Source organism: Rania fehmarnensis (genome assembly GCF_056494185.1).
The window spans coordinates 64,782-82,726 of the sequence record NZ_CM151398.1; the positions used below are offsets into that span (position 1 = coordinate 64,782).

The 17,945-nt window shown below is 55.9% G+C and carries 14 protein-coding genes; 8 read left to right on the forward strand and 6 right to left on the reverse strand.

All coding sequences use genetic code 11. The features are described from left to right. Positions 1-449: 449 nt before the first annotated feature. Positions 450-1,748 (reverse strand): glucuronate isomerase, encoded by a 1,299-nt coding sequence (locus tag SH573x_RS00200; protein WP_479352270.1) that lies wholly within the window; start codon positions 1,746-1,748, stop codon positions 450-452. Between the two features lie 199 nt (positions 1,749-1,947). On the opposite strand from SH573x_RS00200, the gene SH573x_RS00205 reads away from it, so the two are divergent. From SH573x_RS00205 to SH573x_RS00240, 8 genes are all read left to right on the forward strand, one after another. Further along, the gene (locus SH573x_RS00205; RefSeq protein ID WP_479352271.1) at positions 1,948-3,432 is read left to right on the forward strand and encodes a S1C family serine protease; all 1,485 of its coding nucleotides are present in this window, start codon (positions 1,948-1,950) and stop codon (positions 3,430-3,432) included. 414 nt (positions 3,433-3,846) lie between these two features. Then, a complete protein-coding gene (gcvT, locus tag SH573x_RS00210) occupies positions 3,847-4,965 on the forward strand; it encodes a glycine cleavage system aminomethyltransferase GcvT (protein ID WP_479352272.1) in 1,119 nt (372 codons plus the stop codon). A 34-nt stretch (positions 4,966-4,999) separates the two neighbouring features. Then, positions 5,000-5,389, forward strand: a complete 390-nt coding sequence (gene gcvH / locus SH573x_RS00215) for a glycine cleavage system protein GcvH (protein WP_479352273.1) — start codon at positions 5,000-5,002, stop codon at positions 5,387-5,389. Then, positions 5,389-6,759, forward strand: coding sequence for an aminomethyl-transferring glycine dehydrogenase subunit GcvPA (gcvPA, locus tag SH573x_RS00220; RefSeq protein WP_479352274.1), 1,371 nt, complete (start codon positions 5,389-5,391; stop codon positions 6,757-6,759). The genes gcvH and gcvPA overlap by 1 nt, the downstream gene beginning before the upstream one ends. After that, positions 6,752-8,212 (forward strand): aminomethyl-transferring glycine dehydrogenase subunit GcvPB, encoded by a 1,461-nt coding sequence (gcvPB, locus tag SH573x_RS00225; RefSeq protein ID WP_479352275.1) that lies wholly within the window; start codon positions 6,752-6,754, stop codon positions 8,210-8,212. Before gcvPA ends, gcvPB begins: the two co-directional genes overlap by 8 nt. Next, positions 8,191-8,958 carry a lipoate--protein ligase family protein gene (locus SH573x_RS00230; protein ID WP_479352276.1) on the forward strand — a complete coding sequence of 256 codons (768 nt, stop codon included), beginning with the start codon at positions 8,191-8,193 and terminating at the stop codon, positions 8,956-8,958. Before gcvPB ends, SH573x_RS00230 begins: the two co-directional genes overlap by 22 nt. Before the next feature lie 274 nt (positions 8,959-9,232). After that, positions 9,233-9,931 carry an FHA domain-containing protein gene (locus SH573x_RS00235; RefSeq protein ID WP_479352277.1) on the forward strand — a complete coding sequence of 233 codons (699 nt, stop codon included), beginning with the start codon at positions 9,233-9,235 and terminating at the stop codon, positions 9,929-9,931. 68 nt (positions 9,932-9,999) lie between these two features. Beyond that, positions 10,000-12,375 (forward strand): alpha/beta hydrolase-fold protein, encoded by a 2,376-nt coding sequence (locus SH573x_RS00240; protein ID WP_479352278.1) that lies wholly within the window; start codon positions 10,000-10,002, stop codon positions 12,373-12,375. Between the two features lie 357 nt (positions 12,376-12,732). On the opposite strand, the gene SH573x_RS00245 is transcribed toward SH573x_RS00240, so the two are convergent. The 5 genes from SH573x_RS00245 to SH573x_RS00265 form a co-directional block, all read right to left on the reverse strand. Then, on the reverse strand, positions 12,733-13,182 hold the full coding sequence (locus tag SH573x_RS00245) for a hypothetical protein (protein ID WP_479352279.1): 450 nt from the start codon (positions 13,180-13,182) through the stop codon (positions 12,733-12,735). Then, on the reverse strand, positions 13,155-14,117 hold the full coding sequence (locus SH573x_RS00250; protein ID WP_479352280.1) for an HD-GYP domain-containing protein: 963 nt from the start codon (positions 14,115-14,117) through the stop codon (positions 13,155-13,157). The genes SH573x_RS00245 and SH573x_RS00250 overlap by 28 nt, the downstream gene beginning before the upstream one ends. A gap of 173 nt (positions 14,118-14,290) precedes the next feature. After that, positions 14,291-14,707 (reverse strand): hypothetical protein, encoded by a 417-nt coding sequence (locus tag SH573x_RS00255; RefSeq protein ID WP_479352281.1) that lies wholly within the window; start codon positions 14,705-14,707, stop codon positions 14,291-14,293. Then, the gene (locus SH573x_RS00260; RefSeq protein ID WP_479352282.1) at positions 14,677-15,648 is read right to left on the reverse strand and encodes an HD-GYP domain-containing protein; all 972 of its coding nucleotides are present in this window, start codon (positions 15,646-15,648) and stop codon (positions 14,677-14,679) included. The genes SH573x_RS00255 and SH573x_RS00260 overlap by 31 nt, the downstream gene beginning before the upstream one ends. Positions 15,649-16,206: 558 nt before the next feature. Next, on the reverse strand, positions 16,207-17,736 hold the full coding sequence (locus SH573x_RS00265; protein ID WP_479352283.1) for a transposase: 1,530 nt from the start codon (positions 17,734-17,736) through the stop codon (positions 16,207-16,209). Between the last annotated feature and the right edge of the window lie 209 nt (positions 17,737-17,945).

A 17,945-nucleotide genomic window follows, 5' to 3' on the forward strand; every position in this document is an offset into this window, starting at 1 on the left:
ATAGCCGGTATGCAATCGAAGCCGCAACTAAGTTTTGGCGACTACCGATTTCCTGCGGACATGTATGCTTGTTGCCAATGGCCGAAACGATGCCCCGACTTTCAAAGATAAAAGACAGCCTCACGCAAAGGCGCTAAGGCGCAAAGAAGTTAACGCAAGCATCTTTGCGCCTTCGCGCCTTTGCGTGAGATATGCGATCTAGTCCGCCCATCACCAGGTCTTTTCTCAACTACAGGTGTTGATGAGCACAGTCGTATTGTGCAGTTGGACAGCATCGTCGGCATGCCAATCGCAGCTTGTCGGGTCTGACAGCGGGAACTCCGCTTACATTGGCTGCTCAAGCACGCTCGCCAACCGCGCCACTTCGTTTCAAGCACTGGCAATACTGCGCATAGCCAGTGCCACCCTAAGGCCTTTATATTTCGATAGTTAAAAGCTGTACATTCTCCTTAGGATGTAGGCGCTGACATGTTGAACACGTTTTCCACATTGCCGCGGAGGATTTGCAGGCCGAGGTCGATGGCTCGCTGTTCACTCCAGTTGTTGTCGATGACGAAGTGGTGGGCTAAGACGCGGGCCAGACAGCGCTTGAACATTTTGAATTTCGGCTTGGCGAATTCCAGCTTGTACATGTCGCTGTAATAACCGATCTGTTTGTTGCGCGGAATCGCTTCCAGGCGCCCATGCAGATCGCGGGTGATGAAGCTGGGTGTGTTGCTGTACCACCAGTGACCATTGGTTACTACGTTAGGAAAGATCCAGGCATAGCTGACCAGTTCTTGATTGGTAACGCTGGCCAGCACCGAGATTGGAAAGATCACTTGTGGAAACGCGTTTAGCAGCTCGCGATACTGGATCAGTGAGACGCGTGAATCGTAAAGGTCTTGACCTTGATACACGCCGGCGGGATAGACCGCGCGATTGACGCCGATCATCAGGTCGAAGGGCAAGTGGAACTGGGCACAATTGCGAGCCAATTCCCAGAAGATCCAGTAGCCTAACGTTTGACGTTGTTCGATGGCGGCTTGTTCGCCGATGCTCAGGATGTTGGCCAGGGCCGTGCTGGCACTGCCGTCGGAGATTTCGCAGGGCGTGAAGTAGGGTGGCAGGCTGATCGCGCAGGCTCGCGCGCCATTGGCCGTAAAGTGTTCGAACAACTTGGCAATGGCGGACCGCAATTCTTTCAGTGAGCCAAGCCCCAGGCCGGTACACTTGGTCAGTCGCTCCCGCACAGTCGCTTTAGCAAAATGAAATACCAGGTCATCGGTCCGCAAGCACGGGATGTAGCGTGTGGTATCGAAGCCTGCTAGCGGGTCATCAAAGTCATTGGTCAAGAACACCGCCTCCAGACCGCTGAGTTTCAACACCTGGTCTTCCCAGTCTGGCTGACTCATTTTGCTAAGCGCCAGCTCGTACAGCGACTCCCAATTGGAAGTGTCGATGCGGTCGCCGTCGAATCCGAACAGGTCGCGCGACAAGTCAACCAGCCAAGCCAACTGGGCCGTGTTGTCGATGTGTCCCAGCCCTTCTACCAGGCGGCCCACCTTTTCCTTCGCCGATATTCCAGGCTGCTCAATGTGCTGGCGCGGCATACCTGCCGAGTGGGCAAGTTCCGTGTAGTAGTGGTAACCCAGGATATCGGCTAGCGTTTCGCTGGCCGGTTTATGCGGGTTAATGTGCGTGTGGGGATCGATCAAAACGAGTTGGTCGAGCTGCGAAAACAAGCGTTGTTCCAGTTGCGTGGACATGAAGCACTTTGCGGGGCTTGAGGAATTGCTAGCGTGAAGCGGGGTGTAGGCTTCCAGCCTGTGTCCATAGATTTCGGCGAGGCATATCTTACCAAATTTTGCTTTTTGCCCGGTTGGAGTGATACAATAAAGAGATGTAGGCAATCTTCTCGGAACCGGGACCTGCGAAAAGACTATTCCTTCAACTGCGAGGCGCAGCATGCAACCCAACGACGAGTCGTTGCCCAGCGATGGTGTGCTGCCCGAGCAAACCAAGCCCGAGCAATTTGAGGTTGAAAAGCTCGACGATGAGCAATTCGAGACTGAGCCGCTGGCGACCGATCAAGACCAGTTGATTGCTGAGGACGAAGTCTACACATCGACTCTGCATGCCTCCCCAGTGCATGCCGCCCATCTGCCGACTGAGGACGAGCCGCCTCAGCCCGTGGTTGCTCTGGTGCCCGAAGCCTTGGTTTCCGAATCGCTAATGCCTGAAGCCTTGAAACCTAGAGGCAGCTTACGGAACGAAGCGGCGCACGAGCCACACCCACAGCAGTTGGCCTATTCGACTTTCCTAAGTCTGTTGGTCGTGTTGATCTTGATCATCACCATTCGTTTCACGGTTCCGCCCTTGGTCGAGAGTTTGCGATACTCTTGGTATCGAGGTCAGCTGCGGGCGGAATATGAACTCAGCGGCCAACAACTGCAGAATGTCTCGCTCAACTCACTCAGCGAAGCCTCCGAGCTAGTCAGCCAACGTGTTGGGCCAAGCGTCGTGCATATCAATTTGCTCGAAGTACGGAGCGCGTCCAAGAAGTGGCTCTTCGGTAACAACGAACGCATCGAGATGATGGGGCAGGGTAGTGGTGTCATTCTGGATCGAGCTGGTCACATTCTGACCAATCATCATGTGATTGAAGACGCGGGCCGCATCGAAGTCTCGTTGAGCGATGGTCGACGCGTGTTGGCTCGAGAATTGGGCCGCGATCCCTTTACCGATTTGGCGGTCATCAAAGTTGATGCCGATGGACTGATGCCGGCTGAGTGGGGTGACAGCAACCGCATGGATGTGGGCTCGCCGGTGTGGGCGGTCGGCAGTCCGTTTGGCCTGGAACGCACAGTGACCTTTGGCATCTTGAGTGGAAAACATCGCATCGACTTAAAAGGCACTCGTCGCTGGGACAGCCGCGACGATCGAGAGACAATGTACTCCGATCTGATGCAGAGCGACGTGGCGGTCAATCCCGGCAATAGTGGTGGACCGCTGGTCAACTCCTCTGGCCAAATCATCGGCATCAACACCGCCATCGTGGGCGAGACCTATATCGGCATTAGCTTTGCCATACCGAGCAACGTTGCGCGTCGAGTGGCTGACGGGCTGATCAAAGGCGGACAAGTGCCGCGCGGTTGGTTAGGCTTGTCCTTCAAGAGTGTCGAAGATGAATTCGGTAACACGCCGCGTGGAGCCTTAGTCGACAAGTGGGCCAACGACGATTCACCAGCCAAGCAAGCCGGGATCATGCCCGGTGACTTGATCGTCAAGTTCGACGACCGCGAAGTGCCAACCTATCGCGTCTTAACCGCCATGGTGGCCCAAGCCGACGTGGGTACGATGGTACCGATCGAAGTCATTCGCGACGGCCAGAACATCAAGCTACAAGTTGAAATCGGTCGCCGCCCCAATCTACAAAGCGACCCGCAGTAGCCCTTTGGAGTGCTGTGGCGTTAGCCACCACAGTCTACAACTAAGCCGAGGGCGTTAGCCCCGGTTTCTACTCAAACGCGCTGCAACCGAGGCTAACGCCTACGGCTTAGTAAACCCAACCGTACCGCACTTTGCAGATGCTTGGGTTAGAGGGTGCTGAGCGGCTGGGGACAGCCGCTCTACTATCAAAGCGGAAGCTAACGCTTCCGTACTCCCAAAAAGCGCCGTTGCCAGAAAATTCAATCCAGTTACAATCAACTGAGTCGCAAAAACCTTGCGTTTTAGCGACGATTTGCTCGTTGGCAATTTGGCTCTGGGTTAATAACCCTTGACTGCACCTTAGTGGCAGGCTATCGCACGTAGATGGCTTTCTGAACCGGTTGTGGCGAGGTGTTAGCATTAGTACAGGTCTGTATGAACGATCCCATGCGCACAACACCGCTATTCGACTGGCATCAAAAAGCCGGTGCGCGCATGGCGGAATTTGCTCAGTACCAGATGCCAATTCAATATACCTCGATCGTCTCCGAGCACACCGCCACTCGAACGGCCGCTGGACTGTTCGATATCTCGCATATGGGCCGGCTGCGTTTTGAAGGTCCCCGAGCCGATCAATTGTTGGATCATCTACTCACGCGCCGCGTGACCGATATGAAAATCGGTATGGTGCGTTACTCTTTGATGTGCAACGCAGAGGGCGGCATTCTGGACGATGTGCTGGTCTCGTGTTTGGAAAGCCCCAGCGGTCGAGAGTATTTCTTGTTGGTGGTCAACGCCGGAAATCACCAAAAGATTCTCAAGTGGATTCAGCCGCACGTGGCCGATTTCCCAGACGTCCTTTTTCATGATGCCACTCCCGATACGGCTATGATCGCGGTGCAAGGTCCACGCGCTAGAGAGATCGCGGCCAAGCTGTTGCCTAAACGCATTTTGGATTTGAAATACTATCGGGCACTGGTGACCGAGCAGTTTGGTAAAGCGTGTATCGTGTCGCGCACTGGGTACACGGGCGAAGATGGTTACGAATTGATCGTCCGCGCCGAAGATGCCAATCGCGTTTGGGAAAATCTGATGCTGGCCGGCCGTGACCTGGGAGTGGCCGCGGTGGGTTTGGGCGCTCGCGATACGCTCCGACTAGAAGCGGGCATGCCACTATACGGTCATGAGCTGAGCGAAGAGCTCGATCCATTTCAAGCTGGTTTGGATTTTGCCGTCAATCTGGAAGGCCGGACGTTCATCGGCAGTGAAGTACTGGCGCGCAAGAGCGAAGGTACGCAGCTGGCAACTCGCGTGGGACTGATGCTGGATGGACGCCGCGTGGCTCGCGAGGGCGCCGAGCTGTTCGATACCGATTCGCGGCGCGTAGGTCAGGTGACCAGCGGCACGTTCTCACCGACTTTTGAAAAGCCGATTGCCATGGCGTATGTGGCACCCTCAATGGCCGTGCCAGGCACGAACGTGGATGTCGACATTCGCGGTTCGCGCGTTTCAGGCCGCATCACCAAACTCCCGTTTTACACCCGATCCAACTAACCTCGTAACTGTATCTCCAAGGAATGAAGATCCGATGAAACCAGAAGAACTGAAGTACAACCCATCTCATGAATGGGTCGGTCTGACGAGTGAGGGCGATGCGAAAGTCGGCACAGTCGGAATCACAGCCTTCGCTCTGGAGCAGTTGACGGACCTGGTCTACATGGCGCTGCCCAAAGTCGGACAAAAAGTTACGGCTGGTCAAGAATTCGGTGAAGTTGAATCGGTCAAGGCAGTTAGTCCCCTGTACAGCCCGGTCTCGGGTGAAGTGGTAGCAGTTCACAGCGAACTGGTCGATCGACTGGAAACGTTGTCAGCTGATCCCTACGGCGAAGGTTGGATCATTAAAGTGAAACTTGCCGGTGACGCCAGCCTCGACGGTTTATTAACGTTTGATCAATACCAAAAGCAGTGTGCAGAGTAATGGCTTATCTGTTTAATACGCCCGAAGATCAACAAGAGATGTTGCGGGCCATCGGCGCAGCTTCGATCGAAGACTTATTTGCTGGAGTTCCCAAAGAGTGTCGCCTGGCGCGACCGTTGGCGATTCCTGCACCGCTGTCGGAGATTGAACTCACGCGGCATATAACCAGCCTGGCTGGTCGCAATCAAGGTACCGGGCAATTGGTCTGCTTCATGGGCGGCGGGGCATACGATCACTTCGTGCCGGCTGCGGTGGACGCGATCGCCAGTCGTGGCGAGTTCTTCACTTCCTATACGCCCTATCAACCTGAGGTCAGCCAAGGCAACCTGCAGGTGATGTTTGAATATGAAACCATGGTCTGCGAACTGACCGGCATGGATGTTTCCAATGCCAGTCTCTATGACGGCGCAAGCGCCTGCGTAGAAGCCGTGCTGCTGTCGTTGGCGATCTCCGATTCGCGACGACGGGTGATTGTGTGCGACAGTTTGCATCCAGAGTATCGTCAGGCGCTGGCCACCTATTTGAGCTTTCTCAATGCTCAGCTGGTGACGATCCCGTCGCCAGGCGGCGCGTGGGACAAGGCCGCTCTGTCAGCCGCGCTGGATGAGCACACTGCGTGTGTGGTGGTTAGTCAACCGAACTTCTTCGGTGTGGTCGAAGACCTGGCGCCGATTGCCCAACAAGTTCATGATGCGGGCGCGGTCGTTGTGGCTGTGGCCGACATGCTCAGCCTGGGCATCTTCGAAACTCCCGGCGCATGGGGTGCGGATGTCGTCGTGGCTGAAGGGCAACCGCTGGGCGTGCCATTGCAATACGGTGGTCCTTACCTGGGCATCATGGCTTGTCGAGAATCGCTGGTCAGACGCATGCCGGGCCGCATCGCTGGTCAAACGACCGATCGCAGTGGCTCGCGCTGTTGGGTACTGACCCTGCAAACGCGCGAGCAACACATTCGGCGCGACAAGGCCACCAGTAACATTTGCACCAATCAAGGTTTGCTGGCCTTGCGGGCCACGATCTATCTGAGTTTGCTCGGACCAGAAGGTTTGCGTGAGACGGCTGAGCAGTGCGCTTGGAAGACCGCTTATCTGCGCGATGCCCTGGCCGGTAACGAACGCTGGGAAGTCGCCTTTGCGCCCGGCAGTTGGCGCGAAGTTGTGCTGCGCGATCGAGCCAACGAAGTGGACCTGGTGGTCGAGCATGCACGCCATCATGGACTGCTAGCCGGATTGCCGCTGGGACGTTGGTATCCAGAACTCAGCGATTGTTTGCTAGTGGCTGTTACTGAGAAACGAACACGTTGTGAGATTGACAAGCTCGTGGATGTGCTGGTCAACACGCCAAGTCTAATGGAGCCAGCTCATGCGTAATGTCCAGTCGACTCAACTGATCTTCGAACTATCCAAGCCGGGCCGCCGCGCGCATTTGCTGCCACCCAGCGATGTGCCTACTAGCGATATGGCTCAGCTGTATCCCAAGACAGCGCTTCGCTCGCAAAAGCCGCGCTTGCCCGAAGTAGCTGAAGGCGATGTGGTGCGTCACTTTACAAATCTATCGACGCTGAACATGTCGGTCGATACGCACTTCTATCCGCTTGGTTCGTGCACGATGAAGTACAACCCCAAGCGCAACGAGCGACTGGCGGGCCTGGCAGGGATCGCCGATTTGCATCCGCTGCAAGGCGAGAGCACGATCCAAGGGATGCTGGAGTTGTTGTTCGAATTGCAGAAGTACTTTGCCGAGATTTCTGGTCTGCCAGCGGTTTCATTGCAACCGGCGGCCGGCGCGCACGGCGAGCTGACTGCGCTCATGTCGGCCGTGGCTTATTTCAAGCATAAAGGTGAAAACCGAAGGGTGGTGCTCGTGCCCGATAGTTCGCACGGTACTAATCCGGCTAGCGCCAAAGTCATTGGCCTGGAGACCATCACCGTCAAATCGCGCGACGATGGATCGGTCGATTTGGAAGATTTGAAATCCAAGGTCAATGAGCGCACGGCCGTGTTCATGATTACCAATCCCAGTACGCTGGGCTTGTTCGAAAAGCAAATCAAAACCATCGCAGAGATGGTGCATACGGCGGGCGGTCTGATTTATTTGGACGGCGCCAACATGAATGCCATCTTAGGCATCGCTCGACCGGGTGATTTTGGTGCTGACATGATGCACTACAATCCGCACAAGACCTTCAGTGGTCCTCACGGTGGTGGTGGCCCAGGCGCTGGTCCGATTTGTGTGCGAGATTTCCTGGAGCCCTTCTTGCCTGTGCCTCGCGTAGAGAAGTCGGGCGACCGCTTTATTCTCAATTCGAATCATCCGCTATCGATTGGTCGCGTACGCAGTTTCTTTGGTAATGTCGGCGTGCTGGTGCGAGCATACTGTTACATTCGTTCGCTGGGCGGTAGTGGCTTGCGTGCCGCTAGTGAGCAAGCTGTGCTGAATGCCAACTACTTGCGCAGTCGCATCCATCCACTGTTGCCAGTGCCACATGCCGGGCCATGCATGCACGAGTTCGTTGCTTCGGCAGCGCCGCTGAAGAAGCTACGTGGATTATCGGCGATGGATCTGGCCAAGCGTTTGCTCGACTACGGCTTTCACGCACCGACTGTCTACTTTCCGCTAACCGTACCAGAGGCCGTGATGATCGAGCCCACGGAAACGGAAAGCAAAGAGACCATGGATGCATTTGTGAGTGCGATCGAATCGATCATGCATGAAGCTGCTGAACATGTGCATGCAGCGCCGCATTCGACCGCCATCAGTCGCCCTGACGAAGTATCAGCAGCCAGGAAACCAATCGTTCGATGGACTCCGTCGCCTACGTAGATCAGGCCAGGACTGGTCAAGAAAATATGGCGATCGATCGTCGGCTTCTCGAGGATGCCGAACGAACTGGTTCAACTTACGTACGTGTGTATCGCTGGTCAGAACCGACCTTATCCTTGGGTCACTTTCAAGCGGATGAGGATCGCAGCCAGCATCTGCCTAGTCGAGATCTTGTTACAGTCTTGCGCGCCAGTGGTGGTGGAGCGATTGTTCATCACCACGAATGGACCTATGCGGTCGCGATGCCGGTCGGCAGAAACAAGATCGGTGCGGCTACCGAACTGTATGATCTGATTCACGATGCCTTGGTCGATGGCCTTCGAGAGCTGGGTTGGCAGGCCAGCAAGTGGGCCAAGCCCACCTGCGATAGCGCACCCTCGCCTATCGAGGGCTCGGCCAGTGCGCTGGCGGGTTGCTCAAGCGGAGCACGAGCGACTAAGGCAAAGGAACCATTCCTATGTTTCTTGCGTCGCAGTTGCGGTGATATCGTTGTGGATGGGAGGAAAGTAGTTGGTAGTGCCCAACGCCGATTGGGCAAGAGCGTAATGCAACACGGCAGTATCTTGCTGGCCACCAGTCAGTTTGCTCCGGAGTTGCCCGGTTTGTATGACCTTCCCAACGAGAATGGCGGTAAATTGCCATCTTCTCAGACCGATATGGAGAGTTTAGGACAGACCGTGTTATGGTGGATTGAGTCGGCGCTGGATTCGAGGTTTCGCAATGTCGTAAGTCACAACGCACTTTAGGGTCACGCTCGCTCAACGTGGCGAACGAGAGCTTAAGTAACGGCGGTTCTGCGTGATGAGAAGCGACCTTGTGGGCCCAGAAGGGGCGGGATTTTTACGTAGTTAGGCGGGGAAGATGTCGGTTTTTTCACATTCAGAAAAATTTTTTGCTAAAATCGATGAGTACATATCAGAGCGCGCATTTCGTTAAGGCGAGGAGTGCCTGGCGAATGTGGCGGCCGAACATCAACGTATTGCTCTGATTCAACGTTGATCTCATCAGTGGAGACGTGACGTGCATATTCAATTGAAGGTCTTGTCCGGCAGCAGTGAAGGTAAACTCATTCCCGTCACCCAAGAAAAGTTTCTTATCGGTAGAAGTGACGAGTGTCAGTTACGTCCCAAGAGCGATTCGATCAGCCGTCGGCACTGTGCTTTGGTGCAAAAGGACGAGCGCCTACTGCTGATTGATTTGAAGAGCCGTAACGGCACGATCGTCAACGAGAAGAAACTTGATCCTGCTAAAGCCAAAGTGCTCAAGCATGGTGACAAAATCACTGTGGGCAAGTTGGAGTTTGAAGTCGTTATTCAAACGGCCATTGCTAGCAAGAAGAAGCCGGAAGTTAAAGACGTCAAAGAAGCGGCGATGCGCACAGCCGACAATACTGGCGACAGCCGCTACGAAGAAGTCGACGTGAGTTCTTGGTTGGAAGAAGCCGATCAAATCAAACGCGATCGTAATGAACCGGTGACCCGACAATTCAACCTGGCAGATTCGGCCAAGCTAGACTTGTCGACGGACTCAACCGTGATGGACGCTCAGGCTGATAATGAAACTACGACCAATCAACCTGAGCAACCCGCACAGCCGGCCGATCCACAGCGACCGTCCAAGAAGCCCATGAAGTTACCGCCGCGCGAGGCCAAACCGGTCACCGGTACTTCCAAGGATGCAGCCAGCGAGACGCTCAGAAAATTCTTCGGCGGCCGATAGTCTCAAGTTTCAAATCTCAGTTCTCAACGCTGAGGTTTGCAATTTGATTTAGCACAAGGGAACACTCTATGCGCTTGCGCACCTGTGTCGGAAGCACTCTGTTCCTAGCTCTGGTGATGTTGCCGTCGATCGCGGTAGCGCAGAAGTCGCTCATAACGCTCAAAGATGGTACGCGTATTGGCCCGGGCATCATTGCCGAACACACCACGATTAGTACCAACAACATGCAACGCGGGCAGAGCGAGACTGCGTCGTTGTCGATTAAGTCGATCGATGACGATTTGCGCGTGACCTACTTCCATCAAGCTCGGGTAGCATCGGCCGTTCCATCGACTTTGGTACCCGAAGAGATCGTGTTGCCTTTGGCCAATGAAGTGCAAACCGGTGCGGCCGAGTTCGTCGTACGCAACATCGTGGGAGTAACAGAGTTCAACCGGCATGGCCGACGGTTCTATAGTTTTATGGGCTCCACGGGGCGCGAAGATCTTTTGCAAGGCATCACGCACCTTACGCCGTTGTATGCTCGAGTGCAGACGTTGAAGGAACCTGGTGTCAAGCTGCGTCCCTGGGATCAGCGGATCGCAACGAGTTCTATCCCTCCGGCCAAGCTGAAGGAGATCCTGCATCACGAGTTGGACATGAATAGTCCTATTGAGCGTATGCGGATCGTGCGTTTTTATCTGCAAGCCGAACGCTACATCGAAGCCCGCGAAGAGTTACTGGCTGCGCTGCAGAAGTTTCCTGATCAGTTGACCGAGCAGCGTGGTTTGCTGGTGACGCTTGAGCAGGCGTTGGCCGATCAGATGTTTCGTGAGATCGAAGTACGTCGACGAAGTGGCCAGCATGAGTATGTGGCCGGGCTGCTAAAAGGCTTTGCCGAAGAGTTGGCCAGCCAACAAATCAATGAGACTCAGTTGAAGGTCCAGGATCAGTTGGACTTGCTCAAGAGCACAGTGGCGCAGTTAGCCGAACTAGTGCAATCGATGAAGGCTAACTTGGCGGAGTTACAGCCGGGGGATGCTGAGCTGGTGGCGCCGGTGATTAGTCAGATCGAGAAAGAACTGGGTATCGAGTCGCAGGGACGCTTGAGCGACTATGCGCGTTTTTCCACTCAAAACAATCTCACTGCCGATCAGAAGCTGGCTTTCGCAATCGGCGGTTGGCTAATGGGCTCTGGGGCAGGCGTTAACAATTTCGAAGTTGCGAAGTCGGCGATTAAGGTGGAGGCCTTGGTGCGTGAGTATCTGACCTCGGCTTCAGCTACGCGGCGGGAAGAGATACTGGAGAATTTGGCGCGTGAAGAAGCTGGCCGGCCGGAGTTGGTGGGTCGTATCATCGGTGCGATGAAGCCAGTCCTCGATTTGCCGGCACATGCGGAGAACGATCCACCCGGCCTCTATCGCCTTGAATTGCCTGCCAATGAACATAGCGAAGGAGTTGAGTACAGCGTGCAATTGCCGCCGGAGTACAATCCCTATCGTCGCTACCCGTGCATCGTGGCTTTGCCCGGTTTGGGCACGCCTCGCGATATGGCAATTAATTGGTGGTGCGGTGCGGTTCATCCGACCCGTCAAGAGCGCGTGGGTATTGCCGCTCGGCACGGTTACATCGTGATTGCTCCGAAGTGGGCCGCCGATGGTCAGCTGGAGTACAACTACACGAGCTTGGAGCACAATCGCGTGTTGCGCTCGCTGCGCGACGCGTATCGTCGGCTGAGTATTGATACCAATCGAGTTTTTATCTCGGGGCACTTCGATGGTGGAGCTGCGGCCTGGGATATCGCGCTGAGTCACCCGGATTTGTGGGCTGGTGCCGTGCTGCTCTCGCCTGCGTCGGAGAAGTATATCCTGATGTATGGCGGCAATGCGTTGTATGTGCCGACTTATACGGTCTGGGGTCAATTCGATCGCTCGAGCTTGTATAACAATCTTGGTCGCACGGTCGATGACTATCTGAAGAAGCCCACCTTTGATGCGCTAGCGGTTGAATACAAAGGTCGACCGCGCGATCACTTCTTGGAAGAGACACCGCGGATCATTGATTGGATGGAGATGACCAATCATCGTCGCGAGCCCAATCCGCGCGAAATCAATGTCGAAGCTGCTCGGGCGGGTGACAATTTCTTTTACTGGTTTGAAATGCCGGAGTTGGATGCCGACAAGATTGTGTCGCCCTTTCAGTTCGACATGAATCGTAAGTACAAGATCGAGGTCAAGATTCAGCCTGCTGGTACATCGATCCTGCTGAACAAGTACCCGTCCAAATCAGCTTGGGTCTGGCTGCGTCCGGGTTTGATCCCCTTTGGTCAGACGGTTGCGCTCCAAGCCAAAGGCTCATCGCGCAAAGTCAACCACACGTTCAAGGGTGACAATCGCGTGTTGTTGGAAGACGTCCGCACGCGCGGCGACCGCGTGGTGCCCTTCTACGACAAAGTCGAGATGTAGTAGAGCGGCTGTCCCCAGCCGCTCAGCACCCTCTAACCCAAGTTGCCTCACACCTGGCGTCGGTGCCCGTCGTTCATGGGGACGGAGTGGTCTGTCCGGTCTGTCCCCGCGTATGGGTGACGCTAGCAAAAAGACCAGTGGTGTGTCCCCGCGCTCAGGATCGGGGACAGACGTCGGGTGTGAGAGACTTGAGTTAGCGGGGCGGATCGGCTGGGGGACAGACACCTGGCGAGCCTCGGGTCTGTCCCCGCGCGTATGGGTCACGCTAGCAAAAAGACCAGTGGCGTGTCCCCGCACTTACGCGCTCAAGATCGGGGACAGACGTTGGGTGCGAGCCGAAAAGTCTTCGGGACGGTGTTACTCAATCCCGACTACCAGGCCGCCGACTTCGTAGCATTTGTGGCCTAGTCGGCGGCAGCGAACGACGCGGACGCGCAAGCAGCGATCGTGCAGTTCGATGCGGAAGACTTCACCGGGCCAGAGTTGTTCGTGGCTGAGGATGCCCAGGCCGGAGCGCGACATGTCTTTGATCAGAACGCGAGCGCGGCGAGCTGGTCGATTGGCGAACGGCGGAATGAAATCGCTGACGAGGGTGGCTTCGCAGCGGACGCGCAGACGGTTTTGGCAACGTTGTTCACCGTAGACGGTTTCCAGGTAACCTGACTCGATAAAGAAGTTGGAGAGTTGCGGTGGCAACTCGACCAGCAGTGGCAGGCCGTCGGCTGCCGGGTCGGTGGTTACGTCCAGGCTGTAGCGGCCGGGAACCACTGGGACAGGGGTTATGTGCGAACTATTTGCAGCCAACATGCGATCATCTCCGCATCGAATTCGGTGCCGCTTGCACGTTCCAGCACAGCCAGGGCAGTAGCTGAGCTGAAGGCAGGTCGATAGGGCCGTTCGCTGGTGAGGGCTTCATAAACATCAGCGATAGCACAAATGCGACCCCAGGGGTGGATCTCACATTCTTGGAGGGCCACGGGATAGCCCGAGCCGTTAGCGCGTTCATGATGTTGATAGATCATCATCATGACGCCTTCACAAAGATCGGTTCGTTCGATCAGGCGCTGGAGGCCGAGCGCCGGGTGCTGACGAACCATTCTGCGTTCTGAATCGTCCAAGCGACCGGGCTTATTGAGAATAACTGTATCGATTTCGAGTTTACCGAGATCGTGCAATAAACCGCCGATGGCGATGCGGGCCAGGTCACGACCTGACCAACCGAGTTGTCGGGCCAATAGCGTGGCAAACATGCATACGTTGGTGGCGTGAGTGCAATGGCTGGCATCGTGCTGCAGAGCGGCCCATAATGGTTCGAAGTCCACTTGTTCGTGGCCGAGTGTTGTGGCCACCATAGTGCCAAAGTATTTGGCGTTTTCAACAATGGCGGGCGTATCGTTGGACACTAACGCATCGTGCACAACCTCGCGCGTCAAATCCAGGACCAGGCTTAGTCGATCGAGGATTGGCAGTTGGATATTGAGGATCAAGTCGGGCAAACGTTGGCGCAGAGCAGTGTGTAGGGTGGTACGATCGCGCGGCTGGATGAACAGTTTGCGTGTTGCCGTGCGCGACAGTTCTGTGTGGTGTGCTCGCGTAATCGGTTGATGCGCAGCGCAAAACAGCAGAGCGGGATCGCCTGGGCGTGTGCGCAGGAAGACGTCGACTCCGACGGGTCCGGACAGTGGCAGACTGGCCAGGCTGATAGGCAGCAGATCCTCGGCCGCAGGGGCTTGAGTTTTCACGGGGCAGTGACGCTCAAAGTGGGGCTGTGGGCAAACAGGGTACGTTTATCACCTGGCAAACACTAGGTTATGTGCCATGGTCGCCACGGCAAATGTGTCATTGGGTGCCTGATTTGGCGATCGAGCTTACAAGCTGCGCCGGATGTAGCGAATAGAGTTGTGGTATTGGAGCGTCAATTTGCGCCGCTGACACTTTCGACAATGCAACCGACTTCGAAGCAATTCGGGCCGAGTTTGCGGCAGCGGACTACGCGGGCGTAGAGTTGTCGCTGCATCAGTTCGATCCACATGGTTTCGCTGGGCCACATTTGCTCGTGGCTGAGCATACCGATACCGCTGCGTGACATGTCCTTCATGAGAACTTTGGCGCGCTGAGTGCGATTCTTAACGAACACTGGTACGAAATCGCTGGTGCGCAGAGCCTGGCAGCGGACGCGCAAGCGTGCGTTGCTACGTTGTTCGCCGTAGACAGGTTCTAGATACCCTTCTTCGAGCAGAAAGTCTGCCATGTGCGCTGGCAGTTCGACCAGCACGGGGATTTCTGAAGCCAGTGGGCAGTCTATGCCAACATCATGAGTTGCCGCCAACACGACACCATCTCCTTGTTGAATTCTCGGCAGTCGTTCTTTTCCAGGACGGCCATGGCAGTGGCGTGCGAGAGTTTTTGGCGATAGGGTCGATTGGATGTCAGGGCTTCGAATACGTCGACCACGGCACAGATCTGAGCCCAGGGATGTGTATCTTCGCCGGCCAGTCCGACTGGATAACCTGTTCCATCGAAGCGTTCGTGATGCTGATAGATCATCATGAACTCGCCTTCGCTCAGATCGTTGCGATCGGCGACCCGGTTGATTCCTAGGGTCGGATGGGTCTCGATGATTTTGCGTTCAGCTTCATCTAGTTTGCCTGGTTTGTTGAGGATACGATCGTCGATATCGAGCTTTCCCAGGTCGTGCAGCAGGCCGCCCACGGCGATGCGTTTCAGGTCAGCTTGAGCAAATCCTAGTGTTCTGGCCAGGAGTTGAGCGTAGGCTGAGACATTGGCGGAGTGCGTGAAGGTGCCGTAGTCGTGATGCAAAACGCGATAGAGTGCATTGAGCACGATAGGTTGATCGGATAGCAGTTGCGCCGATGCGGTCCCCAAGTTTTGGCAAGTCTGGACGATGGAATCGGTAGAGCCATGGGCGAACTCGTCGGCTAGCACATCACGAATCACTTCGTTCATGATGGCCACGCGTTCGATGATCGGTCGGTCTTCGTCGATCAGAACCGTGTTCAATTGTTCGCGCAGGGATTGTTGGTAGAGATCACGATCGTCAGTGCGAATGAACAATCGCGAAATGCCGCAAGCGTTTGCTTTTTCAAGTTTGTGGCGGTCAACAGTCTGGCCTGCGGCGCAGAACAGGATCGCCGGCTGATCGGAAGTCGGCCTCAGGTAGACGTCGACTTGGATCGCTGTTTTTAGAGGTAGCGTCGCCAAGCTAATGGGAATTAGCTGCTCCGCCCCCATAGATACGGTGGATGTAGTCACGAATGACCTCAATAAAAAGTTTCGGGCAACTCATTTATTGGGGTGAAATCTTATTTGCCCCAGATCTACATAGATTACGGCACCAGTGCAGAAAGTTCGGCGGGCAAAGGTAGTGGCAAATTACCCACAAGCCGACGACCGCGTGCCAACTTTAACGATCCTGCGACCCCAACCGGGGACACCCCCGCGCAACATGAACGGGGACAGAGCACCCCCCGATTAAAGTTGTTCTTATACCCGGGGGTCTATACCCGGGGTCTGTCCCCGTTCATATTCGCAGGCATTTTGAGGCTCAAGCGGTGGTGGGCGCGCGGTGGTGAGAGCGGTTTAGTTCGGATGCGCGCAGGTGGAGCGCGGGGGAAACGCTGTTTGGGAGTGGCGCGCGGGTGTGGGAGGCGATTTTTGAGGGCGTTGGCCGGTGCTGGGAGGCTGCTGTGGTGAGACCGGGATAGACCGGTAGCGAGACGCACCCGGTAGGTGAGTTTTTAGAATGGCCGAAATTGCCTGGTTTGAAGCTGTCCGGCTAAGCTAGCAGAGCTTGTCGTGTGCCCGTCGGCCCTAGGCCGACGAACTAGACATGTCTGCCGCTTGCTCCGGCGCAGTTGGTTCGGTCGGTTGCTGGGAGAGCGGTTGGATGGTCAACATCTCACGCGTGGCTTTGGGCATGTAGAAACGCTCATTGCGCGACGTGCTATGCGCATCGACGCTGTCGGGCATGCCAGCCACTGTGCTGAAGAGCTCATTGAAGCTGGTGACCAGCTTCATCCACACCTCCGGGGGAATCCCCAAACGCTCGAGGATCGGCGGGGTGTCGCTGGGCATCACGCCGCGTTTGCCAGGGCGAATCTGCCGCGCACACCATTCGAGCAACTCGATGTACTTGCCAATGGTCATCGTCAAATAGCCACGATCACTACAGCGCTGACAACTGCGACTGAGCCGTGGTCCGATCGGATCCAGTGCTTCGTTGATCTCCAGCGGCGCCAGGTAGCCGCCCGGCCGCCAGGGCACAGGCGGCAACTTGCGCAGCTCGGCCATCTCCGGCGACTCCTCTTCACCCTCCTCAGGCTCGTAGGCCATCGCCGATCCAAACCGAAGGATCTGATCGGCCAGTGTCTCAGGCAGCGAACGCCGCCGGTCGGGCGCGGCCGCATCGGTGGAGAGGCTAGACGCCAAGATGTCCTGCGGCGGCGAGGCCTCCCTGCCAGTGATGGCAGCCACCTCCAGCGGCTGCACCTTGGTATCGCTAACCACTTGATCGCTGCCTAAGTGATCGCTGCCCAGTTGATCGTCCAGCAGGCTGTCGCTGGCCAGCGGCTGCGCTGCGCTTGAGCCGGATACTGGCTCCGTACCAGGATCGGAGATGGCTTCAGGTATGGCCTTGTTCTCGTCAGCTGGCATGACCATCAACAGATCTTGCAGTCTCCGCTGGATCGAGGTGTACTGGCTGTCTTCGAAGGTATAGGCCATGACGGCGCGGATGGGATTGAGATTGATGTAAATCGAGCAAGCCAACACGGCTTCTTCATCCAGCAGGCGTACGCCGTGGAAGCGACCGTTCCAGAAGCTGCCAGTGGGCTTATTGGCTGCTTTGGCTTGGGCGTTGGCCCGCTGAGCCACGTGTTGGCAGATCTTGCGTATAAACCACGAGATGTCGCTGAGGCGTTTGCGCAGCTCGGCGATAAACTCCGGCTGCCCGGTCAGGGCTCGAATCTGAGCTTTGGTAGGTCCGGTGGGCAGGGGAGCTCTGTCTTTATTCTTGCCTTTGCGTTTGCCAGAGCTGGGCGGGCAGAGGGTCAGCCAGCGGCGAGCTACCTCGGCATCGCTCCAGCACAGGACCACATCGGGCCGGGCTCTGCCCAGAACATGAAAGTGATTTTCCATAATAGCTTGATCCAGCACGTCGAAGGCGAAGTGCCCGGCACAGAACTGCATGTAGGTTTGAAACCACTCGCGTCGTTCGGAATGATCTTCGCCGGTGGTCTCGTCCAGTCCCATCAGGTACTGGCCGCGGACACAGCGATTGGAGATATGCACGGTGGCGACTTCGTCTGGACTGAACAAACTTCTCCGAGGTTTTCGAGCCATGATCTTGCACTCCTTTTTCTTGTGCTAGCAAACAGCAGTAGCCATCGGTAGCCCGGTAGCCGGTAACAACGAAACGTCACCCTATATAGATAGTGATGCGTCAAGGGCGCGCCGCCCCGCTGGCTGAGTGCATACCCTGTAAACACCAGGGTTTTTCAAGATTGGGTTGCCCGAAAATATTCTGCAATATTTTTCGAGGCTCAAGAATC